26 protein-coding genes are annotated in these 23132 nt (G+C 68.1%); 8 read left to right on the forward strand and 18 right to left on the reverse strand.

The window, feature by feature from the left end; all coding sequences use genetic code 11:
* Positions 1-61 precede the first annotated feature (61 nt).
* Genes D571_RS0112785 through D571_RS0112795 form a run of 3 tightly spaced genes read right to left on the reverse strand, consistent with a single transcriptional unit; the run spans position 62 to position 3185 of the window.
* Positions 62-1075: an alpha-L-glutamate ligase-like protein gene (locus tag D571_RS0112785; protein ID WP_018937087.1), complete on the reverse strand. Its 1014-nt coding sequence runs from the start codon at positions 1073-1075 to the stop codon at positions 62-64.
* Positions 1075-2610: an inactive transglutaminase family protein gene (locus D571_RS0112790; RefSeq protein ID WP_018937088.1), complete on the reverse strand. Its 1536-nt coding sequence runs from the start codon at positions 2608-2610 to the stop codon at positions 1075-1077. Before D571_RS0112790 ends, D571_RS0112785 begins: the two co-directional genes overlap by 1 nt.
* The gene (locus D571_RS0112795; RefSeq protein WP_018937089.1) at positions 2607-3185 is read right to left on the reverse strand and encodes a RimK/LysX family protein; all 579 of its coding nucleotides are present in this window, start codon (positions 3183-3185) and stop codon (positions 2607-2609) included. The genes D571_RS0112790 and D571_RS0112795 overlap by 4 nt, the downstream gene beginning before the upstream one ends.
* Before the next feature lie 99 nt (positions 3186-3284).
* Between D571_RS0112795 and ppsA the strand changes: the two genes are divergently transcribed.
* Together ppsA and D571_RS0112805 are read left to right on the forward strand one after the other, a co-directional pair.
* On the forward strand, positions 3285-5660 hold the full coding sequence (gene ppsA, locus D571_RS0112800; protein WP_018937090.1) for a phosphoenolpyruvate synthase: 2376 nt from the start codon (positions 3285-3287) through the stop codon (positions 5658-5660).
* 3 nt (positions 5661-5663) lie between these two features.
* Positions 5664-6500, forward strand: coding sequence for a pyruvate, water dikinase regulatory protein (locus tag D571_RS0112805; RefSeq protein WP_018937091.1), 837 nt, complete (start codon positions 5664-5666; stop codon positions 6498-6500).
* A gap of 7 nt (positions 6501-6507) precedes the next feature.
* On the opposite strand, the gene cysQ is transcribed toward D571_RS0112805, so the two are convergent.
* Genes cysQ through D571_RS0112820 form a run of 3 tightly spaced genes read right to left on the reverse strand, consistent with a single transcriptional unit; the run spans position 6508 to position 8724 of the window.
* Complete coding sequence (gene cysQ, locus D571_RS0112810) at positions 6508-7359, reverse strand: 3'(2'),5'-bisphosphate nucleotidase CysQ (RefSeq protein ID WP_018937092.1); 852 nt, start codon at positions 7357-7359, stop codon at positions 6508-6510.
* Positions 7356-7907, reverse strand: coding sequence for an ADP compounds hydrolase NudE (gene nudE, locus D571_RS0112815; RefSeq protein ID WP_018937093.1), 552 nt, complete (start codon positions 7905-7907; stop codon positions 7356-7358). The genes cysQ and nudE overlap by 4 nt, the downstream gene beginning before the upstream one ends.
* A 55-nt stretch (positions 7908-7962) precedes the next feature.
* Positions 7963-8724, reverse strand: coding sequence for a hypothetical protein (locus D571_RS0112820; protein ID WP_026287848.1), 762 nt, complete (start codon positions 8722-8724; stop codon positions 7963-7965).
* A 31-nt stretch (positions 8725-8755) separates the two neighbouring features.
* Here D571_RS0112820 and D571_RS0112825 point away from each other — a divergent pair, with 31 nt between their 5' ends.
* Entirely contained in the window at positions 8756-9460 is a 705-nt protein-coding gene (locus D571_RS0112825; RefSeq protein WP_018937095.1) for an HAD family hydrolase, read from the forward strand.
* Here the strand turns inward: D571_RS0112825 and D571_RS0112830 are convergent.
* Together D571_RS0112830 and D571_RS0112835 are read right to left on the reverse strand one after the other, a co-directional pair.
* Positions 9453-9704, reverse strand: coding sequence for a hypothetical protein (locus tag D571_RS0112830; RefSeq protein WP_018937096.1), 252 nt, complete (start codon positions 9702-9704; stop codon positions 9453-9455). The two genes, D571_RS0112825 and D571_RS0112830, sit on opposite strands and share 8 nt — an antisense overlap.
* Positions 9701-10342, reverse strand: a complete 642-nt coding sequence (locus D571_RS0112835) for a 7-cyano-7-deazaguanine synthase (RefSeq protein WP_018937097.1) — start codon at positions 10340-10342, stop codon at positions 9701-9703. Before D571_RS0112835 ends, D571_RS0112830 begins: the two co-directional genes overlap by 4 nt.
* Before the next feature lie 125 nt (positions 10343-10467).
* Here D571_RS0112835 and D571_RS0112840 point away from each other — a divergent pair, with 125 nt between their 5' ends.
* Complete coding sequence (locus D571_RS0112840) at positions 10468-10962, forward strand: TerB family tellurite resistance protein (protein ID WP_018937098.1); 495 nt, start codon at positions 10468-10470, stop codon at positions 10960-10962.
* A 15-nt stretch (positions 10963-10977) separates the two neighbouring features.
* Complete coding sequence (locus D571_RS0112845) at positions 10978-11643, forward strand: sulfite exporter TauE/SafE family protein (protein WP_018937099.1); 666 nt, start codon at positions 10978-10980, stop codon at positions 11641-11643.
* Between the two features lie 39 nt (positions 11644-11682).
* On the opposite strand, the gene D571_RS0112850 is transcribed toward D571_RS0112845, so the two are convergent.
* From D571_RS0112850 to D571_RS0112865, 4 genes are all read right to left on the reverse strand, one after another.
* The gene (locus D571_RS0112850) at positions 11683-12135 is read right to left on the reverse strand and encodes a DUF4426 domain-containing protein (RefSeq protein WP_026287850.1); all 453 of its coding nucleotides are present in this window, start codon (positions 12133-12135) and stop codon (positions 11683-11685) included.
* A gap of 113 nt (positions 12136-12248) precedes the next feature.
* Positions 12249-12818: a YggT family protein gene (locus D571_RS0112855; protein ID WP_018937101.1), complete on the reverse strand. Its 570-nt coding sequence runs from the start codon at positions 12816-12818 to the stop codon at positions 12249-12251.
* Positions 12819-12912: 94 nt separating this feature from the next.
* Positions 12913-13734: a pyrroline-5-carboxylate reductase gene (gene proC, locus D571_RS0112860; protein WP_018937102.1), complete on the reverse strand. Its 822-nt coding sequence runs from the start codon at positions 13732-13734 to the stop codon at positions 12913-12915.
* Between the two features lie 27 nt (positions 13735-13761).
* Positions 13762-14460 carry a YggS family pyridoxal phosphate-dependent enzyme gene (locus D571_RS0112865; RefSeq protein WP_026287851.1) on the reverse strand — a complete coding sequence of 233 codons (699 nt, stop codon included), beginning with the start codon at positions 14458-14460 and terminating at the stop codon, positions 13762-13764.
* Positions 14461-14571: 111 nt separating this feature from the next.
* On the opposite strand from D571_RS0112865, the gene D571_RS0112870 reads away from it, so the two are divergent.
* Genes D571_RS0112870 through D571_RS0112880 form a run of 3 tightly spaced genes read left to right on the forward strand, consistent with a single transcriptional unit; the run spans position 14572 to position 18005 of the window.
* On the forward strand, positions 14572-15606 hold the full coding sequence (locus tag D571_RS0112870) for a type IV pilus twitching motility protein PilT (RefSeq protein ID WP_018937104.1): 1035 nt from the start codon (positions 14572-14574) through the stop codon (positions 15604-15606).
* 58 nt (positions 15607-15664) lie between these two features.
* On the forward strand, positions 15665-16837 hold the full coding sequence (locus D571_RS0112875; RefSeq protein WP_018937105.1) for a PilT/PilU family type 4a pilus ATPase: 1173 nt from the start codon (positions 15665-15667) through the stop codon (positions 16835-16837).
* 58 nt (positions 16838-16895) lie between these two features.
* Positions 16896-18005 (forward strand): PilT/PilU family type 4a pilus ATPase, encoded by a 1110-nt coding sequence (locus D571_RS0112880; protein WP_026287852.1) that lies wholly within the window; start codon positions 16896-16898, stop codon positions 18003-18005.
* A 36-nt stretch (positions 18006-18041) separates the two neighbouring features.
* On the opposite strand, the gene D571_RS0112885 is transcribed toward D571_RS0112880, so the two are convergent.
* Genes D571_RS0112885 through D571_RS0112910 form a run of 6 tightly spaced genes read right to left on the reverse strand, consistent with a single transcriptional unit; the run spans position 18042 to position 22723 of the window.
* The gene (locus tag D571_RS0112885) at positions 18042-18938 is read right to left on the reverse strand and encodes a dihydroorotate dehydrogenase electron transfer subunit (protein WP_018937107.1); all 897 of its coding nucleotides are present in this window, start codon (positions 18936-18938) and stop codon (positions 18042-18044) included.
* Positions 18935-20227 (reverse strand): dihydroorotase, encoded by a 1293-nt coding sequence (locus D571_RS0112890; protein ID WP_018937108.1) that lies wholly within the window; start codon positions 20225-20227, stop codon positions 18935-18937. The genes D571_RS0112885 and D571_RS0112890 overlap by 4 nt, the downstream gene beginning before the upstream one ends.
* Positions 20224-21234 (reverse strand): aspartate carbamoyltransferase catalytic subunit, encoded by a 1011-nt coding sequence (locus D571_RS0112895; RefSeq protein ID WP_018937109.1) that lies wholly within the window; start codon positions 21232-21234, stop codon positions 20224-20226. The genes D571_RS0112890 and D571_RS0112895 overlap by 4 nt, the downstream gene beginning before the upstream one ends.
* Complete coding sequence (pyrR, locus tag D571_RS0112900) at positions 21231-21752, reverse strand: bifunctional pyr operon transcriptional regulator/uracil phosphoribosyltransferase PyrR (protein ID WP_018937110.1); 522 nt, start codon at positions 21750-21752, stop codon at positions 21231-21233. The genes D571_RS0112895 and pyrR overlap by 4 nt, the downstream gene beginning before the upstream one ends.
* Positions 21742-22140, reverse strand: coding sequence for a Holliday junction resolvase RuvX (gene ruvX, locus D571_RS0112905; protein WP_018937111.1), 399 nt, complete (start codon positions 22138-22140; stop codon positions 21742-21744). The genes pyrR and ruvX overlap by 11 nt, the downstream gene beginning before the upstream one ends.
* 4 nt (positions 22141-22144) lie before the next feature.
* Positions 22145-22723 carry a YqgE/AlgH family protein gene (locus D571_RS0112910; protein WP_018937112.1) on the reverse strand — a complete coding sequence of 193 codons (579 nt, stop codon included), beginning with the start codon at positions 22721-22723 and terminating at the stop codon, positions 22145-22147.
* Positions 22724-23132 lie beyond the last annotated feature (409 nt).

Genomic DNA, 23132 nt, shown 5'->3' on the forward strand with positions numbered 1-23132 from the left:
TCGGGAACGGTGGCGCCAATTCTGCCACGCGGCGCCTGCCCGCACGAAGCCGGCCCCGGTGTCAGTCGTCGTGGCGTTCGTGTGGCACGGGTCCGAGGCCGACCGGTACACAGCCGAAGTGCGCGGCGGCCCACGCGGCCCGTGACGCCGGGGGCTCATCGCTGACCTTCGCCACGCGTTCGTCCACCGCCTGCAGACGCGGTTGCAGGCCCTGTCCGTTGGCGATCTGGATCGCCAGTCCGGGGCGGGCATTGAGTTCCAGGATCAGAGGGCCGCGGTGGCGGTCGATCACGACGTCCACGCCCAGATAGCCGAGTCCGCTGAGTTCACGGCAGCCCGCGGCCAGTTCCATCAGCTTGTCCCAGCCCGGGATGGCGAGATCCACCAGGCTGGCCTCGGTATCCGGGTGAACCCGGATCGGCTGGTTGTGCTGGACACCGCCGAGGGTCGCGCCGCTGGCCAGGTCGATGCCGGTCCCCACCGCACCCTGGTGGAGATTGGCCTTGCCATCCGACTCCTGGGTCGGCAGGCGCAGCATCGCCATCACGGGATAGCCGCGATAGACCACGGTGCGGATATCCGGGACCCCGGTATGTGCGACCTCCGTGAAGACCTCGGAGAATTGCACCCGTTCCTCGATCAGTGCGGCATCCGGCCGCCCGCCGAGGCTGTACATCCCGGACAGAATCCCGGATATGTGGTCCTGCAGCCCGTTGCTGTCGAGCATGCGTCCGCTGGCCTTGCGCATGCGCTCGCCACGCCAGCCGGTGACCACCAGGATGCCGTCGCCGGCCGCCCCGTGGGCCGGCTTGATGACGAAGCCTTCGGTCTGCTCCTGCAGGGTGTCCGCGAGCCTGCGCAGCTGGTGGTGGCTGTGGATCACCCCGATCAGGCCGGGGACCGCCAGTCCGGCCTCGGTGGCCAGCTGCTTGGTCAGGCGCTTGTTGTCCACCCTCGGGTAATGCCGCCGCGGGTTGTGCTCGGCGATGTAACTGGCGTTGCGCGCGTTCATGCCGAGGATGCCCTGGCGACGCAGGGTGGAAGGGCGCACGAAGCGGGGCCACCAGCCGGCCATCAGTCGTTTCGCCTCAGGGCATCCTGCATCCGGCCGAAGCGGAACAGTTCGGTCAGGCGATAGCCGGTATAGCGTCCCAGCAGCAGGGTCACGGCGAGGATGACCAGCAGCAGCTCGGGGAACACGAACAGCAGGTGTTCGAGCTGGCGACTGGCCATCAGGCCATAGGCCGCGGCGGCCACGATCAGGCTGCCGACCCCCTGGGAGATCGCATCCGCCGGGCCGTGTTCCTCCCACACGACCGACATGCGTTCGATGGTCATGGCCAGGATCACCATCGGGAACAGCGACAGGGCCAGCGCGCGTTCCAGCCCCAGATGGTGGGCCAGGATCGAGAGCGCCAGCATCAGCATGATCACCACGCTCACCACCGCGGCCAGGCGCGGCACCAGCAACAGTCGCAGGTGTTCCAGATAGAAGCGGACCGCCAGCCCCAGCGACACGATCAGGGTGAACAGGATGATCCCGGCCAGCAGCTGAGTCTCGCGGAACGACAGGGCAATGAGCACCGGCATGAAGGTGCCGAAGGTCTGGATACCGACCACGTTGCGCAGCAGCACGATGATCATCGCCCCCAGCGGAACCATCAGCAGCACGCGGTAAGTGTTCTGCGTGCCCAGCGGCAGCTCCAGTGGCGAGAAATCGAGGATCCGGGTGTCCATGGTCTCTCCCAGGCGCTGGGCGGTGCCCACTGCGTCCTGCACGCTGCGGGTCACCGAGAAGCGCAGTTCCTCGTCGCTGCCATTGTCGATGTCCAGCAGCGGCGAGTCGCCGTGACTCCACACCACCACGTTCTCGGGATAGTCCACGCTGCCGTCCAGCGGGTGGATGGGCACCCAGCGCTCGGTGTCGTGTACCTCCAGCCAGGTCTCCGGCTCGATGTTGCGCTGGCCTTCACGCAGCGGGATGACGGTGACCGCGCGGGCCGGAATGCGGGCGACGGAAAGCAGGTCGATCAGGGTCTGCGTGCGCAGTTCGCGGTCGCCCCCGTCCATCACGAACAGCGACGCGTTGCCGTTGGCATCCCCGCTGGCGAGATCCCGGGTCAGCACCGTGGCGAAGCTGCGGATGCCGGAGGACCGTTCGCGGGCATGCTGGACCAGCGCACCGGCAGCGGAGTCGAAGGGTTCTTCCCACTCGCGCGGCGCCACCGGTCCGGGGTAGTCCTCGTCATCGCGGTCGCCGCCATCGCGGTAGAGCGTGGTGCGATAGTACAGTGTCTGTTCTCCCCGGGGCTCGCGCGAGGTCCACTGGGCGATGCGGTCATCGCGGGCCTGGGAGGTGGTCAGGCCATAGCCGCGGGAGACGAAATTCTCATCGAGGCGGGCGTAGTTGGGCAGGCGCTCGGGGATGCGCAGCCGGACGTCGGTCGCGCCGCCGGTCGGCTGGTAACGGATGCGCGCTTCGACCAGCCAGGTATCGGCCATGGCGCCGGGTTGCAGCGGCATATCGAGCGCCGTGACCTTGTAATAGAAGATGCCCAGACCCGTGCCCAGCAGGAGCAGGATCAGCAGCGGCAGATGCAGGCGTCTCATTCGGCGTTGTGGCCTGGTTCAGCGTCCTCGGGGCAGTCCGGTGCCCGCAGGTGCTCGTTGCCCGAGTCCACCAGGACGTGCCCGGCCATGTGGCTGCGCCCCACCAGCAGCTGGTAGGTGAGCTGTGTGCGGTCGACCAGGGTGGTTTCGGCCTCGATCCGCTGGCCGCCCATGCACAGATCGAGACGCACCACATGGCGTTCGTCGGGGTCGCCACTGTGGCGACGGATGCGGGCGGTGCGCTCGATCGGGCGTTCGAGGGTGATGCGCGCGTCTTCGTCCGCGGGGTCGACCACCTCGAACCGGATCCATTCCTCGTCGTCGCGCTCGAAGGTCTCCTGCTCCAGGGCATTGATCGACGAGGAGGTCGCACCGGTATCCATGCGCGCCTCGAGCACCAGGCCCTCGCCCACAACCGCGACGTCTTCCACGGTCCCGAGGATCTCCATCGTGGTCGGATCCTGCTCCCGCTCCGGCGTATCCCCGGCCTCTGCGGCCAGGGGCAGCGGAACGCTCAGCAGCAGGGCAGCGGAAAAAGCCGGGGCAAGTTTGAGTACACTGGCGGGCAGGCGCATTCAGTCGTCTGTCGTTCGGGGCGGAGTTAACAGAGTGTAATACAAGCGGACGATGAGCACCCGAACGCGATTCACACTGCCGTTATCAAGGAGCTGGCCATGAGCTGGGTGATCGATCTTGCCGACCTGACCATGAACGACGTTGCCGAGACCGGTGGCAAGAACGCCTCGCTGGGCGAGCTGCTGGGGCAGCTGGGGACCGCCGGGGTTCGGGTGCCCGGCGGTTTCGCCACCACCGCGTCGGCGTTTCGCACGTTCCTGGCGCGCGACGGACTGGATGCCCGCATCAAGGAGCGCCTGGCCGGGCTGGATATCAACGACATCGAGGCCCTGCGCGACGCCGGCCGCGAGGTGCGCGGCTGGATCGAGGCCGCCCCGCTGCCCGCGGAGCTGGAAGACGCGATCCGCGAGCATTACGCGAAGCTGGGCGAGGACGTGCCGGTGGCGGTGCGCTCGTCGGCCACCGCCGAGGACCTGCCCGAGGCCTCGTTCGCCGGCCAGCAGGAGACCTTCCTCAACGTGCGCGGCATCGATGCGCTGCTGCAGCGGGTGCGCGAGTGCTTCGCCAGCCTGTACAACGACCGTGCCATCGCCTACCGCGTGCACAACGGCTTTGCCCACGACGAGGTGGCGCTGTCCGCCGGGGTGCAGCGCATGGTGCGCTCGGACATCGGCGCCTCCGGGGTCATCTTTACCCTCGACACCGAAACCGGCTTCCGTGACGCAGTGTTCATCACCGGCGCCTGGGGCCTGGGCGAGACCGTGGTGCAGGGGTCGGTGAACCCCGACGAATATCAGGTGTACAAGCCGGCGCTGGCCGCCGGCAAGCGCGCGGTGATCGGCCGCACGCTGGGCACCAAGGCGATCCGCATGGTGCTGACCGAGGACGGCACGCAGACCGAGGATACCCCGGAAGAGCTGCGCCGGCGTTTCTGCCTGTCGGATGCCGACGCCGAGCAGCTGGGCCGTTTTGCGGTGGCGATCGAGCAGCACTACGGCCGGCCGATGGACATCGAGTGGGCGCAGGACGGCGAGACCGGCGAGCTGTTCATCGTGCAGGCGCGCCCGGAGACGGTGGAGAGCCGGGTGGAGATCGGCGGCGGCGAGACCTACCGGCTGGGCGAACACGAGGCCGAGCCGCTGGTGACCGGGCGTGCGATCGGCTCACGCATCGGCAGCGGCGTGGTGCGGGTGCTCGAGTCGCCCGACGAGATGCACCGCATGGAAGAGGGCGACATCCTGGTGGCGGACATGACCGATCCCGACTGGGAGCCGATCATGAAGCGCGCCGCGGCCATTGTAACCAACCGCGGCGGGCGTACCTGCCACGCGGCGATCATCGCGCGCGAGATGGGCGTGCCGGCGGTGGTCGGCTGCGGCGATGCCACCGAAAAGCTGAGCGACGGCTTCGAGGCCACGGTGTCCTGCGCCGAGGGCGACGACGGCTACGTGTACCCGGGGCACATCCCCTTCGAGGTGGAGCAGGCCAGCCCGGAGGAGCTGCCGGAGCTGCCGCTCAAGCTGATGCTCAACGTCGCCAACCCCGGGCGTGCCTATGCCTTCTCGCAGCTGCCGCACGCGGGCATCGGCCTGGCGCGGCTGGAGTTCATCATCAACGGCACCATCGGCGTGCATCCGCTCGCGCTGCTGGACTATGCCGAGGATCCGCAGCGGCTGGAGCCGGCGGTGCGCGAACGGATCGCCGAGCGCCTGCACGGCTTCGATGACGGCCCGCGCGAATTCTTCGTGCGCAAGCTGTCGGAAGGGCTGGCGACCCTGGCGGCGGCCTTCGCGCCGGAGCCGGTGATCGTGCGGCTGTCGGACTTCAAGTCGAACGAATACGCGCATCTGATCGGCGGGACCGGCTACGAGCCGGAGGAGGAGAACCCGATGCTGGGGTTCCGCGGGGCCTCGCGCTACCGCGCCTCGGTGTTCCGCCCGGCGTTCGCGATGGAATGCGAGGCGCTGCGCCGGGTGCGTGACGAGATGGGCCTGGACAACGTGCAGATCATGGTGCCGTTCGTGCGCACCCTGAAGGAGGCGGACGACGTCCTGCAGGTGCTGGAGGAGGAAGGCCTGAAGCGCGGCGAGAACGGCCTGAAGGTCGTGATGATGTGCGAGATCCCGTCCAACGCCCTGCTGGCGGATGCCTTCCTCGAACGTTTCGACGGGTTCTCCATCGGCTCCAACGACCTGACCCAGCTGACGCTGGGCGTGGACCGTGACTCCGGGCTGGTGGCGGACTCCTTCGACGAGCGCGACGATGCGGTGAAGCAGCTGCTGGCGCTGGCCATCCAGGCGGCGCGGCGGAAGGACAAGTACGTGGGGATCTGCGGTCAGGCGCCGTCGGACTACCCCGAGCTGGCCGGCTGGCTGATGGAACAGGGCATCGACTCGCTGTCGCTCAATCCGGATGCGCTGATCTCCACCTGGAAGAGTCTTGCGCAGCTGCGCCAGGCCGGCGGCCAGGGCTGAACGATGGGCGCCGGCGACCCGGGCGAACCCCGCTGCCCGCAGGTCTATCTGGTATCTGACGGTACCGGCATCACTGCGGAGACCCTCGCGCGGTCGCTGTTCACCCAGTTCCCGGCGCTGGCGCCGGACTGGCATCGCCTGCCCTTCGTGCAGTCGCCGGGGCGTCTCTCTTCGGCGTTCGCGCGCATCGAACAGGGGCCACAGCCGGCGCTGGTGGTGGCGACCCTGGCGGATGGCCAGCTGCGGGCCCAGCTGGAGCACTGCCCGGTGCCGGTGATCGACGTGCTCGGGGAACATCTGGGACGTCTGGAGGCGATCCTGGGGGCGCAGGCCGAAGCGATGCCGGGGCGGGCCCACGGGCGCGGCGATGCCGAACGTTACGACCGCCGGATCGATGCCCTCAACTACACCCTGGCGCACGACGACGGCCTGGCCAGTACCGATCTGGCGGTGGCCGACGTGGTGCTGCTGGGGGCATCGCGCTCGGGCAAGACCCCCACCAGCCTGTATCTGGCGATGCACTACGGCCTGTTCGCGGCCAATTACCCGCTGGTGCCGGAGGACCTGGATCACGGCGGGACGCCGCACATGCCGCAGCCCCTGCGCGGGCTGGAAGGACGCATGGTCGGGCTGACCATTCATCCGCAGCGTCTGGCCCAGATCCGCGAGGCGCGGCGCCCGGGCAGCCGTTACGCCAGTCTGGAGCAGTGCCGCTCCGAGACCCGCGCGATCGCGACCTTCCTTGAGGTCTGGGAGATCCCGCAGCTGGACGTGACCGAGCGCTCGGTGGAGGAGATCTCCACCCGGGTGCGCGACCTGCTGGACCCGCCGGCGCGCTGAGCGCGCTTTACGCGGCGTCGGGCAGTCCGAGGCGGGCGAGCCAGTCGGCGGGGTCGCCGTTGCAGACCAGGAATTCGGGGTTCAGCAGGCTGTCGCGGGTGTTGTAGCGCAGGTCGTTGCCGTCGAGGTCGGTGACGCGGCCGCCGGCCGCGCGCACCACCGCGTGGGCGGCGGCGGTATCCCACTCCGAGGTCGGTCCCAGGCGCGGGTAGATGTCGGCGCTGCCTTCGGCGACCAGGCACAGCTTCATCGAGCTGCCGAGGCTGACCAGCTCGTGCGGGCCAAGGCGTTCCAGTACCGCGTTCAGGCGCTCGGCGCCGTGCGAGCGGCTGCCGGCCACCCGGACCGTTTCTTCCGGGGAGCGCGGCGTGGACACGTGGATGGGCGTGCGCGGTGCGTCACCGTCGCGGCGGAAGGCCTCGCCGTCGATCTGCCCGGCGTACAGGCGCTGCAGCACCGGGCACCAGACCACGCCCAGCACCGGTTCGTGGTTGTGGATCAGGGCGATGTTGACGGTGAACTCGCCGCTGCGCTTCACGAACTCGCGGGTGCCGTCCAGCGGGTCGATCAGCCAGTAGGTATCCCACGCGCGGCGGGTTTCGGCCGGGATGTCCTGACCTTCTTCCGACAGCACCGGCCACTGCGGGGCGATCTCGCGCAGACCGTCGCTGATCACGCGATGGGCGGCCAGATCGGCCTCGGTCAGCGGCGAGCGGTCGTCCTTCTCGGTGACGGCAAAGCGGGTCTCGTAGATCTCGAGGATCGCGCGGCCGGCGTCCTCGGCCACGGTGCCGACCTCGTTGAGCAGGGCGGACAGGGCCGCGCCTTCGGGCGCGGCGACGGATGCATTGTCGGTCAAGATCGATTCCTCAGGTGTTCGCGAATCATGTACAGCGCGGCGATGGAGCGGGCCTCGGTGCAGTCTTCGCGCTGCACCAGTTCCTCCAGGGCATCCAGGGGCCAGGGTACGACCTCGATCGCTTCGGGTTCGTCACCTTCGGCGCGCTGCTCGTAGAGGTCCTCGGCCAGGACCAGGTGGGTCTGATGGCTCATGTAGCCGGGGGCCACGGTCAGGCTGCCCATCGCCGTGAGGCGACGGCCGGCATAACCGACCTCCTCCATGATTTCGCGATTGGCCGCGGTGACGATCTCCTCCCCGTATTCCATGCGCCCCTTGGGCAGGCCGAGCTCGTAGCGGTGGGTCCCGGCCGCGTATTCGCGGATGAGGAGGACATGGCCGTCGTCGCGGACCGGGGCGATGATCACGGCCCCGTTGCCGCGGCTGACCAGGCGTTCGAAACAGGCGTGGGCCCCGTTGCTGAATTCCAGGTCCAGCTCCTCCACTTCGAACAGGCGGCTGCGGGCCACCGTGCGGCGTTCGTGGACGGCGGGCTTGTCGCGGCTCATTGCGGGTCCATCGGTCGGGGCGTCCGGGAGCAGACAGGCCGCTCCCGGACGCGGGTCACTCGTCGCGGCTCAGCCGGATCCGGGTCTCCAGCTGGCCCTCGAAGGTGGTGTCCAGGATCATGCCGTGCTCGAAATCCCGGACGTCCACGCCGGGCTGCCGTTCGGGGATGGTGTCTTCCAGCGACAGGTCCAGATCCCCCCAGGACAGCGTGAGCGTCACGCGCATGGGGAAATAGCCGTCCAGGAAGCGGCGCATGAACGGCCCGTTCTCCAGCACGTACTCGCCGTTGCCCCGGCTCTCGACCACGCGCATCTCGGCTTCGACACACAGCTCCGAGGCCTCGGTGACGCCCGTGAGGACGACCCGGTCGTCCTCGGCCCAGGCATCTTCGACCTCGTCGGCGCTGGCCACCCGCAGGCCCCGGATATTCGGCTCATTGTACACGATGGACATACGGCTGATCTCGGCCAGGCCACTGTGGCACTGGCGCAGCCGGACCCATCCGTCGTTCAGGCTGTCTTCGTCGAGGGTCAGGTGGTTGTCGTGGTGATGCAGCGGCGTGTCACGCTCTTCCGGCGGCTCGGCGTAGATCTGCAGTTCCGGGCTGGTGGTCTGGGCGTCCTCGGGATCCACCTGACCGGGGCCCGGGGGGGCGTCCTCCCACAGGCTGTCGTCCTCCAGCGGATCGTAGTCCGGGTCATCCGGGTCCAGGGCCATGGCGGGTGCCGTCGCCAGAGCGCCGCCCAGGGCCAGGATCAGTCCCGTCGCAATCGCGCCGGGTCCTCGTGCGGTTCGTGTTTCGGTTATTCTGTGCATGGTCAATCCCGTCATTGCTTCCCCACATCCCATGGACTCGCAGACCCGCGCGAAAAATCCCGAGACGCCCGCCGCGCCGGTGGACTGGTCGCGGGTGGATACCGTGCTGTTCGACATGGACGGCACGCTGCTGGACCTGCATTTCGACAACCGGTTCTGGGGGGAGCTGATCCCGCAGGAATACATGCGCTGCCAGCCCGATGACCCGGAATGTGCCCGGCGGCGTCTGGAAGACGAGATGCAGCGGGTGCGCGGGCGGCTGGAGTGGTACTGCGTCGACCACTGGACGCAGTTCACCGGTCTCGACGTGCTCGCGCTCAAGCGCGAGCTGGCCCACCACGTCGCGATCAAGCCGCACGCCATCGAGGTCCTGGACCGGATCGCGGCCAGCGGGCGCGAGCGCGTGCTGGTGACCAACGCGCATCCCGAGGTGTATGCCTTCAAGCACCGCCTGACCGGGATCGGGGACCATCTTGACCGCATTGTCTCCGCTCATGACCTGTTCTGCGCCAAGGAGGACGCGACCTTCTGGGAGCGCCTGCAGGCGGTGGCACCCCACGACCCTGCGCGCACCCTGCTGGTCGACGACAACCTGCATGCGCTTGCCAGCGCGCACAGGGCGGGTATCGCCCAGCTGCGCGGCATGCGCTACCCGGACGAGCGCGGTGCCCCGATGGCCAGCGATGACCGGGTGCTGCTGGAGGACCTGTCGGATCTGCTGGACGGGCTCACTTGACCGGCGTGGGCATGTTCCGGATCCGGTCCAGACGGATGTGCACCGTCTCGCCCTCGCAGGTGCCCTCCAGCCAGTGATGCCCGTGGTCGTCCGCGGTGACCTCGCGCGGGGTGACCCGGCCCATCCAGGCGCGGCCGGCGTCGGGACCGTCATCGGGTCCGGCCCAGTGCAGCTGCAGGGTCTCGCCGGTCAGGATGGCGATTTCCAGGCGTTCGAGGATGTGGCGCGGGGTTTCTTCGGTCATGGTGTCCGTGGTCCGGGTGGCTGGCGGTAGTCGGTCGGGTCGGGGACGCCGGCGGCGGTGAAGGCGGCCTGGCGGGCGTGGCACTGGGGGCAGCGGCCGCAATGGCGTTCCTGACCCAGCAGGCAGCTCCACGTCAGGCCCCACGGCACCCCGTCCTCTGCGCCCCGACGGATGATATCGGCCTTGCCGAGTTCCTGCAGCGGCGCGGCCACCGACAGGCCGGGAACCAGCCGGGCGGCCAGCGAGCCGAAGTCCTGCAGGAAGGCCGCGCGGCTGCCCGGGCCGTGGCCGGCGTCCTCGCGGTTGAGCGCGAGCAGGATGCGTCCGGCACCGTGGTGTTGGGCCAGGTTGACCGCCAGGGCCAGGATCAGCAAATTGCGCTGCGGCAGCGGGACATGCCCGACCCAGTCGGAACGCCGGGTGAACGCCTCGCGCAGGGCCCCGGTTTCCACGGTCTCCAGCCGCACGCCCTCGGCTTCGGCCAAGGCGTGTACGGCAGCCCGCTCACGTGCGGCATTGCGCTGCCCGTAGTCGGTCCAGGCGGCGACGACGGGGCGGTTTTCGGTGCACCATCGGCGCAGCAGCGCGGCGCTTTCGATGCCGCCGGAGAGCAGGAGCAGGTCGGGTTGCGGGTCCATGGCTACAAATTATGGGCCGTGCGGGAACGCCGCCAGAGACCGGGCCGGGGCCGGGGTGGTCGCCGCGGAACCCGGGGGCATGGTCATGGCCTCAACCATGGGCCTTCACCGGGAGCAGACAGACGATGATTGAGCAGTTGCGGGCGCGCTGGCAGCAGCTGATGCGCGCCGAACGCAGTGACAGCGAGACCGGCGACGAACAGGAGCGCCTGCAGCGGGCCGCAGCCGCGCTGATGATGGAGGTGTGCCGGGCCGACTTCCAGCTGGTGGATGCGGAGCTGGAGACCGTTCGCAACAACCTGATCGAGATGTTCGGACTGGACGACGAGGCGGCCGATGCGCTGCTGGACATCGCGCGGGAAAAGAGCGATGCGCTGGTCTCCCTGCATCCGGTGGTGCGCGAGGTGAACGCTGCCTTCGATGCTGATCAGAAGGAGGCGATCATGAAGGCGCTGTGGCGTTCGGCCTTGGCCAACGACGAGCTGCACAAGCGTCAGGAGGCGGTGATCCGGCACCTGGCCGATCTGCTCTACGTGCCGCACGCCACGTTCATCCGCACCAAGCTGGCGGTGCTGGAGGAGCGTGGCGAGGCACCGGAAGAACAGGGCGGCCGGGAATGACGGTCGCACGGCATCATGGCTGATCCGGGTACGCTGCTGGCGGCCGCCGCGGTGGGCATCCTCGGCGGGGTGCACTGCCTCGGGATGTGCGGCGGCATCGTGGGGGCCATTTCCATGGGGCATGCCGGGCGCCGTGGCCCGGTGTGGCCGCTGCTGCTGGGTTACAACATCGGCCGCATGACCAGCTATGTCATCGCCGGGGCGCTGGCGGGGTGGCTGGGTGCCACGCTGCTCGGTGGGCTGCCCGCGGGGCAGACCATCCTGCAGGTGGTGGCTGCGATCTTCCTGATCCTGCTGGGGCTCTATATCGCCGGGTGGTGGCCGGTGCTGGCGCGCCTGGAGCAGGTGGGCGGCGTGCTGTGGCGCCGCATCGAGCCGCTGGGGCGCCCGTTCCTGCCGGTACGTAATCCCGGTCAGGCACTGGTTGTGGGCGGGTTGTGGGGCTGGCTGCCCTGCGGCCTGGTCTATAGCGTGCTGGCCTGGTCGCTGAGCGCCGGCGGCGCGCTGGAGGGTGCGGCGCTGATGGCGGCGTTCGCGCTGGGGACCCTGCCCAATCTGCTGCTGATGGGCGTGTTCGCGGCGAAGCTGGCGGGATTCGTGCGCCGGCCCTGGGTGCGCCGGGGTGCCGGCGCGGCCATCGCCCTGTATGGGGTCGGGATGCTGGTGGCTCTCCTGGTCTAGAACGGCCCGGAGCGGCAGGCGCCGCCCCGGGCACGGACGTCAGTCGACGTAGAATTTCTGCTCGAACTCGATCGGCAGCACCTCGTCCGAACCCGCCGGCGTGATCTCCAGGTTGAAGGTCATCTCCTCGCCTGCGCGCACGGTGAGCTCGGAGAGCTGATAGATCGCGTCACCATCCTCGATCTCGCGAAAGCGCAGACTGCGCGATTGCTGGTTCATGTTGACCGCGTTGCCGCTGATGTCGGCCGACACGGCCTGCAGGCCGTCGTCGGTGCGCTCCATCACGGTGATGTTGAGCATTGCCCGGTTGCTGCTGCGCCGGACGTCATAGGCGCGGGCGACCTCGGGCGACAGGAAAGTGGTGTTGATGACGTTGTAGTAGACCACGTGATCGTCGAATCCGGCCTCGTTCGCGTTCGCCACCGAACTGCCGAGGGCGAGGGCGGCCACGATCGAGACGACGCCACCGAGAACACGCTGCACTCTTGTCATATCGGACTCCTCATTCGCTTGAATCATGCCCCGGGATCCATACCGGAGCCGGGCGGCGGGTTCCGCCCCTGATTCGAGTCTAGTCCGTCTGACGCGATTTGCGCAGCCGGATCTCAGAAGATGCCGCGCACGAAGATGGTCAGGATATACAGCCCGACCAGGGCGATCATCGGCGAGAAGTCGATCGCTCCGGTGGACGGAAGCATGCGCCGCAGGGGGCCGAGGATCGGGCGGTTCACGTCGGCGGCAAGGCGCGCGATGGGGTTGTAGCCGCCTCCACCACCGGCCTGCACCCAGCTCATCACCACCTCCACGATCAGGGCGATGATGAACACCCAGATCGCGGTGATCAGGAGTTCGCGGATGGCCACCAGCAGCAGGACCAGAGCGTCGGCCTCCAGGCCCAGGATCGCGACGCGCAGCCACAGTTCGAGGAACTTGAGCGCGATCATCAGCACGATGGCAGCGGTGTCGACCCGTCCGATCGAGGGAAGGATCGGCCGCAGCAGGTTCAGCGGCGGCGTGGTCAGCATCAGGATGGTCTGCGAGATCGGGTTGCGGTAGTCGGCCCGCACCAGCCCGAAGATGACCCGCAGCATCAGCAGGATGATCGCGATGCCAAAGGCAACGCCGATAAGGAAGGTGAGGATCTCCTGGCCGGTGGACATGGCTCCGGGGTTCATGCTCGCTCCTGATGGTCTGCGCGGATGCGCGTGAAGACGCGTATTTTCCTCCAGGGGCGCCGCCGCGCCAAGGGACAGGCCCCCGGCGTAAGCGTCAGCCGCGTCCGAGTTCCTCGCTGCGGTGGGCTGCGGCCTGCATGGCGCGGCGCAGCAGACCGCGCAGGTCGCCCTGTTCCAGCGCGTTCACGGCCTGTTCGGTGGTGCCGCCGGGCGATGTGACGCGGCGGCGAAGCTCAGCGGCGTCTTCGGGACTGTTGGCGGCCAGGCGGGTGGCGCCGGCCAGGGTCCCCAGGGTCAGTTCGCGTGCGGTCTCCGGGGGCAGGCCCAGTTCCTCGGCGGCGGCCTGCATCGCTTCGATGATCAGGAAGACGTAGGCGGGGCCGCTGCCGGAGGTTGCGGTGACCGCATGCATCAGTTCTTCATCTTTCACCCACAGGGCACGGCCGACGGCCTCCATCAGCGCCGTGGCGGCCCCGCGGTCGTCAGCGGTAACTCCGGGGGCGGCGAACAGACCGGTGACACCCGCGCCCACCAGGGCCGGCGTATTGGGCATGGCCCGCACGATGCGCGCCTGCGACCCCAGCCATTCCCCGAGGCGGGCGGTGGTGACCCCGGCGGCCACGGAGACCACCAGCGGCGAGCCGGCGTTCACTGCGTCGCGCAGTCCGGGCGCGACCTCGGGCAGGGTCTGCGGCTTGACCGCCAGGACTAGGATTTCGGTGTCGCTGGCGAGTTCTTGCGGGCTGCCGGCGCCCAGGCCGGGGAAGCGGCCTTGCAGGGCGTCGATGCGGTCGGGGCGGGTATCGGCGATCGCCAGCTCGCCGGCGGGGCGCCCGCTGTCGACCAGCCCCTGGATCAGGGCCTCGCCCATGTTGCCGGCGCCGATGAAAGCGACTTTGCGGGAATGCGGGGGCATGCGGACTCCGGTGCAGGAAGGGTGGGTTCAGGCCGGGCGCGGCCCGAACAGGTCGGTGCCGATCCGGACCAACGTCGCGCCTTCGAGGATGGCGGCTTCCAGATCGCCTGACATCCCCATGGACAGGGTATCGAGTTCGTGGCCGCGACGGCAGAGGTCGTCGCGCAGCTCGCGCAGGCGGGCGAACGGGACGCGCTGGCTCTCGGGATCTGTCTGTGCCGCCGGCAGGGTCATCAGGCCGCGCAGGCGCAGCCGGGGAAGGGCGGTGATCGCATCGGCCAGCGCCGGCAGGGCCTCGGGTGTCACCCCGGCCTTCTGTGGTTCGGCCGAGACGTTCACCTGGATGCAGACCTCCAGCGGGCCATGTGCATCAGGGCGCTGATCGTGCAACCGACGTGCGATCTTCTCGCGCTCCAGGGTGTGCACCCAGGCCGCGCGTTCGGCCACGGCGCGGGTCTTGTTGCTCTGCAATGGACCGATGAAATGCCATTCGATGCCGGCCGGCTCCGGGGGAGCTTCCAGGGCGTCGTGCTTGTCGACCAGCTCCTGCACGTAGTTTTCGCCGAAGGCCCGCTGACCTTGTTTCAGCAGGCCGCGGATTGCGTCGGTGTCGCGGGTCTTGCTGACCGCCAGCAGGCGCACGGACGCGGGGTCCCGTCCGGCGCGGTCGCAGGCCGCGGTGATGCGGGCGTGAACTCGTTCAAGGGCGTCATCTGGTGTGCTCATTGGCCTATGATATAGTCCTTAAGACATGATCAGAAGTGGTGTCTTTCGGGGCGCCATCCACGGTCGTCACGAACGGAGCTCGTGAAGGCCCGGAGCAACGGGGGGGAATGGATGGATATCACGCAGCTGCTGGCGTTTTCGGTCAAGAACGGTGCCTCGGACCTTCACATCTCCGCGGGCATGCCGCCGATGGTGCGCATCGATGGCGACATGCGCCGGGTGAATGTCCCGGTGATGGACCACAAGGAGGTCCAGGGGCTGATCTACGACATCATGAACGATCGTCAGCGCAAGGACTACGAAGAGTTCCTGGAGACTGACTTCTCGTTCGAGGTGTCGGGTCTGGCGCGCTTCCGCGTCAATGCCTTCAACCAGGACCGTGGTGCCGCGGCGGTGTTCCGTACCATTCCCTCCAAGGTCCTGACTCTGGAGGAGCTGGCCACGCCCAGAATCTTCGAGGAGATCGCCAATTACCCGCGCGGGCTGGTGCTGGTGACCGGGCCCACCGGTTCGGGAAAATCGACCACGCTGGCGGCGATGGTCAACCATCGCAACGAGAACGATTACGGGCACATCCTCACCATCGAGGACCCGATCGAGTTCGTGCATGAATCGAAGAAATCGCTGATGAACCAGCGCGAGGTGCATCGCGACACCCACGGCTTCTCCGAGGCCCTGCGCTCGGCGCTGCGTGAAGACCCGGATACCATCCTGGTCGGCGAGCTGCGTGATCTCGAAACCATCCGCCTGGCGCTGACCGCGGCCGAGACCGGACACCTGGTGTTCGGCACCCTGCACACCAGTTCCGCGCCCAAGACCATCGACCGCATCATCGACGTGTTCCCGGCGGCGGAAAAGGACATGGTGCGGGCGATGCTGTCGGAATCCATGCGTGCGGTAATCTCGCAGACCCTGATGAAGAAGATCGGAGGAGGCCGTATCGCGGCCCACGAGATCATGCTGGGGACGCCGGCGATCCGGAACCTGATCCGCGAGAACAAGATTGCACAGATGTATTCCACCATTCAGACCAGCGCCGGTACCGGGATGCAGACCCTGGACCAGTGTCTGAAGGATATGCTCGCTCAGGGGCAGATCAGCCGCGAGGATGCCCGGCGCAAGGCCGTGAACCCCGACGCGCTGTAACGGCGCGCCACCGCCGTGACCCGCCCGGCCAGGCGGTCACGCCAACCGGAGGATGCCCATGGATCGTGACAAGGCGATCAAATACATGCACGACCTGATGAAGGCCCTGGTGGACCGGGGCGGGTCGGACCTGTTCATTACCGTGGGCATGCCGCCGGCGGCCAAGATCGACGGGCGGGTGGTACCGCTGACCGAGCAGCAGTTGAGCCCGTCGCACACCCAGGCGCTGGCGCGCGCGATGATGAACGACAAGCAGTCGGCGGAGTTCGAGCGCAACCAGGAGTGCAACTTCGCAGTCGGGCTGGCAACGATCTCGCGTTTTCGTGTGAACGTCTTCACCCAGCGCGGCAGCGTGGGGATGGTCATGCGCGTGATCAACTCGGAGATCCCTCGCTTCGAGGACATCCGCATGCCGCCGCAGCTGGAAAAGATCACCATGGAGAAGCGCGGCCTGGTGATCTTCGTCGGCGGGACCGGCTCGGGCAAGTCGACCTCGCTGGCGGCGATGATCGGTCACCGTAACCGCTCTGCGTCGGATCATATCGTGACCATCGAGGATCCGATCGAATTCGTCCACCATCACGAAAGGAGCATCGTGACCCAGCGTGAGGTCGGGGTGGATACCCAGGACTACCAGATCGCGCTGAAGAATACGCTGCGTCAGGCCCCCGACGTGATCCTGATCGGCGAGATTCGCGACCGCGAGACCATGGACTACGCGGTGGCCTTCGCCGAGACCGGTCATCTGTGCCTGTCCACGCTGCACGCGAACAGCACCAACCAGGCGCTGGATCGCATCATCAACTTCTTTCCCGAGGACCGGCGCGAACAGCTGCTGATGGATCTTTCGCTGAACCTCAAGGCGGTGGTTTCGCAGCGTCTGGTGCGCCGCGAGGACGACCAGGGCCGGGTCCCGGCGGTGGAGATCCTGATCAATACCCCGCTAATGGCCGATCTAATGCTGAAGGGCGCGGTGCACGACATGAAGGAGCTGATCTCGCGTTCGCGCGAGCAGGGCATGCAGACCTTCGACCAGGCCCTGTTCGACCTCTACGAGAAAGGCGAGATCAGCTACGACGAGGCCCTGCGCAACGCCGACTCGGTGAACGACCTGCGCCTGCGCATCAAGCTCGACAGTGAACGGGCGCGACGCGATGGCGCTCCGGCGGTGGCCGACACTGGTGAGGGCATCTCGGTGGAAGAAGATCCGGAGGAATTCCGTGTCCGCTGAAACCCAGGACAATCAGGGGGGCGCCCAGTCCGGCGAGGGCGAGGCCCGTCCGCGCCAGATGCAGATCGAGCCCTATCTCAAGCTGATGGCGCAGAAGGCCGCGTCGGACCTGTTCTTCCTGACCGGTGCACCGGCGTCGATCAAGGTCGATGGCGTGCTGCAGCCCATCGCACGGCGGGCATTGGTGCCCGGGCAGACCGAGGGCATCGCCCGCGAGATGATGAACGAGCACCAGGCGCGCATCTTCGAACAGGAGACCGCGGTCAATTTCGGGATCACGCGTCAGGGGCTGGGGCGATTCCGCGTGAACGTCTATCGCCAGCGCGGTGAAGTGGCGATGGTCATTCGTTACATCCGCAGCGCGATCCCCACCATCGAGCAGCTGGGTCTGCCGCCCGTCCTGAAGGACTTCATGAACTACCGCGACGGCCTGATCCTGGTCGTGGGTTCCACCGGGACCGGGAAGTCCACGACCCTGGCCTCGATGATCGACCACCGGCTGACCATCGACACCGGGCACATCCTCACCGTCGAGGATCCGATCGAATTCCTGTTCCGGCATAAAAAGGCGATCGTCGGCCAGCGCGAGGTGGGCATTGATACGCCAAGCTACGAACACGCCCTGCAGGAAGGCATGCGCGAGGCACCGGACGTGATCATGGTCGGCGAGGTGCGCAACCGCGAGACCATGCGCGCCGCGCTCAACTATGCCGACACCGGTCATCTGGTGCTGTCCACCCTGCATGCCACCAACGCCTCGCAGGCCCTGGACCGCATCATCAACCTGTTCCCCGAGGATCACCGTTCGCAGATCCTCTCGGATCTGTCTCTGAACCTGCGGGCGATCATTGGCCAGCGGCTGTTGCAGAAGAAGGACGGTTCCCGTGCCGCGGCGCTGGAGATCCTGGTAAATACGCCCTATGTGTCGGAGCTGATCCACAAGGAGGAGATCGGTGAGATCAAGGACGTGATGGCGAAGTCCGCCTCGGCCGGGATGCAGACCTTCGATCAATCGATCCTGAAGCTCTTCAAGACGGGCGAAGTGATGCTGGACGAGGCACTGGGCAAGGCCGATTCGCGCGCCAACCTCGAATGGAAGCTGAACTTCGGCGGCGGCATGGGTGCGGCCGAAGAGGCCGAAGAGGAAGATCTCAAGCCGCCGGACTAGTACCGCCGCCGGGAGGGCCAGGGCCCGGGCATGGGTCTACGGGGCCGGTTCGGGAAATACGTCGGCGGAGGCAAAGACCGGACCGTCGACACACACCCGTTTCATCGCCACGCCCTCCCTGGTGCGTACCGGGACGGTGCAGCCGGCGCAGCCGCCCACCGCGCAGGCCATGAATTCCTCCAGCGACACCTGGCACGGCAGGTCGAACTCGGCCGCCAGTTCGGCGCAGGCCTCCAGCATCGGGTGCGGCCCGCAGGCGAAGATTTCCACCTCCCCGCGTTCGGCGGGGTCCAGTCCGTTCAGCCAGGCGCGTGCGAGGTCGGTGACGAAGCCGTCGAACGCACCGGCGATGCCGGTCTTCGACGTGAGGCGGCAGGCGACCCCCCAGTCCTCCAGCAGCGGCAGCGTGCCGATGGCGCCGTCCGGCAGCCCCGGCCAGAGGATCTGCGACGGCCGCGGCCGGAATGGGAACGGGACCTCGGAACCCAGGATCGCGCGGGTGGTGCCCGCCTCGCCCTGCTGGCGCAGACGGTCGGCGAGAAAGATCATCGGTGGAATGCCAACGCCACCACCCAGCAGCAGGCGCCGGGGGCGTTCCGGATTCAGCGCGAAGGGGCGGCCGATCGGGCCGAGCATCCGCAGTTCGCGCCCGACGGGCTGCTCGCTCAGCGCGCGAGTCCCGTCGCCCACCGACTTGTACAGGAACTCCACCCAGCCGGCGTCGGGGTCGACCCGCTGGATGGACAGTGGTCGGCGCATGGGCAGGCGCGGCGAACACTGGATATGCGCGAACTGTCCGGGCTGCGCGCGCCGGGCGCATTCCGGGGCCCGGACGCGCAGGATCCACTGGCCGCTCCCCGCATCTTCGTGTGCCAGGATGGGGGCGGACTCTTCGAACAGGGTGCCGCGATGCGGCGGGTGCTGCGGGCTCATGTGTCGTCCTCGCCGGGGCGGGTCCAGGTGGGCCGTCCGGCGACCCAGGTCTCGCGAACCTCGCCCCCGAACGTCCAGTTGAAAAACGGGGTGTTGTGGCCGGCGCTGAGCCATTCCTCGCGCCGGACTTCGTGCATCGCGCCCGGGTCGAACAGTACGAAATCGGCGCGGGACCCGGGTGTGAGGCGACCGTGCTCCAGTCCCAGCACGTCCGCGGGGCCGCAGGTGACCCGGGCCAGGGCCTGTTCGAGGCTCAGCAGGCCGTCCTCCACCAGGCGCAGGGTCAGCGGCAGCAGGGTCTCCAGCGCGGCGATCCCGGGCAGGGTGTCGGCGAACGGCCCCAGCTTGCTGTCGGCCTCGTGCGGCTGGTGGTCGGAGCAGATCGCGGCGATGCTGCCGTCGGCCACCGCCGCGCGCAGCCCGTCGCGGTCGCGCTGGCTGCGCAGCGGCGGGATCACGTGGCAGTCGGGATTGAACTCGGCCACGTCCACCTCCGTGAGGAACAGCTGGTGGGCGGCGACGTCGGCGCTGACCGGGAGGCCGTCGCTGCGCGCCTTGGCGATCATCTCCGCGCCCCGCCGTGTGGACAGCCGCGCAACATGCACCCGCGCCCCGGTCTGCTCCACCAGGGCCAGAATGGCACCCAGCGCAGCGGTCTCCGCGGCCTCGGGAATGCCCGAGAGCCCGAGGCGCGTGGATACCGGGCCCTCGTGCACGCAACCGGAGCCGGTCAGCGCCGGATCCTGGGCCGACAGCACGGTGGTCAGGTCGAAGGTGCTGGCGTACTCCAGCGCGCGCCGCAGCACCAGCAGGCTCGCCAGTGGCCGCGGCCCGTTGCTGACCCCGGGGGCACCGGCGCGCAACAGCGCGGCCATTTCCGCCAGTTGCTGGCCTTCCAGTCCGTGGGTCAGCGCCCCCAGGGCGTATACCCGCACGCCGCAAGCCTCGCGGGCGCGGCGCGTGATCAGCTCGATCACCGCCGGTGAGTCCACCGGCGGCTGGGTATCCGGAGGGATGACCAGGGTGGTAATACCTCCGCGCGCCGCGGCGCGGGTCTCGGACGCGATGGTGGCCTTGTGTTCTTCGCCCGGCTCGCGGGTACGCGCGGCCAGATCCACCAGCCCGGGGAACAGCCACAGGCCGCTGCCGTCGATGCGCCGGCGCGGCTCGAAGCCCTCCGGGGTGCTGCCGCGCGCGAGGATCTCCTCGCCCTGCACGCACAGGTCGCCCACCGCATCAAAACCGTCGGCGGGGTCGAGGATGCGGACGTTCTCGATGACCACGCTCATGACTGGTGGGCCCCCATCACCATGGACATGACTGCCATACGCACCGAGATCCCGTAGGTCACCTGTTCCAGGATCACCGAGTGGGGGCCGTCGGCGACTGCGGATTCGATCTCGACGCCGCGGTTGGCCGGGCCGGGGTGCATCACCAGGCAGGTGGGCGAGGCCAGTTGCAGGCGCCGGGCGGTGAGCCCGAAGCGCTGGAAATACTCGTGCTCGGAAGGCAGATGGGCGTGCTCCATGCGTTCGCGCTGCAGGCGCAGCATGATGACCACGTCCACATCCTGCAGACCGCTGTCCAGATCATGGTGTACATGCACGCCCAGCTGCTCGACATCCGCCGGCAGCAGGGAGCGCGGGGCGACCACCCGCACCTCGCCGGTCTGCAGGATGTTGAGGGCGTGGATCTGCGAGCGCGCCACCCGCGAGTGCAGGATGTCGCCGACGATCGCGACCTTCAGTTTGGTGAAATCGCCCTTGTGCCGCCGGATGGTGAACATGTCCAGCAGGGCCTGGGTGGGATGGGCGTGACGACCGTCGCCGGCGTTGAGCACGCTGATTCCCGGGGCCGCGTGGCGGGCGATGAAATGGGCGGTCCCGCTTTCCTCGTGGCGCACCACGAACATGTCCACGTTCATCGCCTCGAGGTTGCGCAGGGTATCCAGCAGGCTCTCGCCCTTGACCGCCGACGAGGTACTGATGTTGATGTTGAGTACGTCGGCCGACAGCCGCTTGGCGGCCAGTTCGAAGGTGGTGCGCGTGCGCGTGCTCGCCTCGAAGAACAGGTTCACGATGGTCTTGCCGCGCAGCAGCGGGACCTTCTTCACCGCCTTCTCGTTCATGTTGGCGAACGATTCGGCGGTATCCAGGATCTCCGTCAGCAGCGTCCGGTTCAGCCCCTCGATCGTGAGCATGTGCCGCAGCTGGCCCTCGTCGGTCAGCTGCAGGCGGTTGGGGAGCGGACCGGGCTGGGGCAGGCGACTGGTATGCGCGGCGGGCAGCTCCGTCATCCGTCAGCGCCCTCCGGGGGCTCCACCGCCACGCGTTCCAGGCTCAGCGGTTCGGGACCGCGCAGCTTGATCTGTTCGGCCTGGCCCAGCTCCATGTGGGCGCCCGCCACCGCGGCACATACCGGCAGTTCGCGGCCGTCGCGCTCGACCAGCACCGCGAGCGTGACCGAGGCCGGCCGGCCGTAGTCGAACAGCTCGTTCAGGGCCGCGCGGATGGTCCGACCGGTGTACAGCACATCGTCCACCAGCAGCACGTGTTCGCCGTCCAGATCCTCCGGAAGCTGCGAAGGGCGAACCTGCGGATGCATCCCGATGCGCGAGAAATCGTCGCGGTAGAAGCTGATGTCCAGCTTGCCCAGCGGGCGCTGGATACCCAGGCGCTCGCGCAGGTGTTCGGCGATCCACACGCCGCCGGAATGGATGCCGACCACGATCGGGGACTCGATCCCGCGGGCTTCGAGGAGCTCGCGGGTCCGCGCGGCCATGTCGTCGAGCAGAACGGGGACTTCAGGCGTCATGGGCATTCTCCAGAAACCAGCCTTCGAGGATCACGGCCGCGGCATGGGCATCCAGCCCCGGGTCGTTGCGTCCCGGCCGGCTGCGGTCGCGGGCCAGGTGCGAGCTCAGGCGCTCGTCCGACCAGTATACCGGCTTGCCGAAACGCGCTTCGAGCGCCGCACCGAATTCGCGGATAGCCGGGCCCAGCGGGGTCGCCTGGCCATCGGCCTGCGTGGGCCAGCCAACCACGAAGCCCTCGGGACGCCATTCCGCGACCAGCGCATCGATGCGTGGCCACGGCGGCGACCCGCCGGCCAGCGTGACCAGACCGCGCGCCGAACCGGTCAGCGGCTCGCCCACCGCCACGCCGATGCGGCGGCGCCCGTAATCGAACGCCAGGAAGGCCACCGGGTCAGGCGTGCCCGGAGGCGGAGCTGATCAGATTGACATCGATGCCGATCAGCTCGGCCGCGCGCGACCAGCGCTCCGCCGGCGGCGTCTCGAACAGGATCCCGAGATCGGAGGGGGCCGTCAGCCAGGCATTCTCGCCCAGTTCGCTTTCCAGTTGCCCGGGGCCCCAGCCGGCATGCCCCAGGGTGATCAGCACCCGCTGCGGACCCTCACCGGCATTGATGGCCTCGAGGATGTCACGCGAGGTGGTCAGGCTGACCTGATCGGTCAGCGGCTGGGTCGCCCGCCACTGCTGCTCCGCCGAATGCAGCACGAATCCGTGTTCGGGTTGCACCGGCCCGCCGCGGAACACCGGCAGCTCCGGCAGATCGTCCCCTGGTTCCAGCTCCACGTGCTGCAGCAGATCGCGCAGGGTCAGCTCGGTTGGCTGGTTGATCACCAGCCCCAGCGCGCCCTCCGCGTCGTGTTCGCACACGTAGGTCACGGCGTGGCTGAACAGCCCGTCGTTGAGGGACGGCATGGCGATCAGGAAATGATCGCGCAGGCTCGATTCCAGGGTGCTGGAGCTTGCGGTATCCATGGGTTCCAGTATCGGCTTGTGTCGCTCTGCGATCAATCACCGGGTTCCCCGATACGCCACGATCTCCTGTTGACAGCACAAGCTGACGCCGGCGATGCTTAACCCTTAAACATGGAAAGGGATTGACCATGGCCTCATCACGGAACGATGGGCTCTTCGGTGCAGCGCATCAGCCAGCGCCCCCGGCGCCGAATATCACTCAGGCTGACAGGCTTTCACGAGATCGTGCCCGCCACTCGTCGGCGCAGCCGTTCGTCCGGTTCACCAGCACCCGGAGCTCCCCATGGGCTGGCTGATTCCCTACGCAATCGCCTTCCTCGCGATGAATCCGAAGCATCCGTTATCTATTGCTCGGATCCCAAGACTGTCTCCTCCCCCCCCCCCCCCCAACTGCAGGGTTCGGCAAAGC

The sequence above is a fragment of the Thioalkalivibrio sp. ALJ24 genome, from assembly GCF_000377785.1.
GTDB lineage: Bacteria > Pseudomonadota > Gammaproteobacteria > Ectothiorhodospirales > Ectothiorhodospiraceae > Thioalkalivibrio.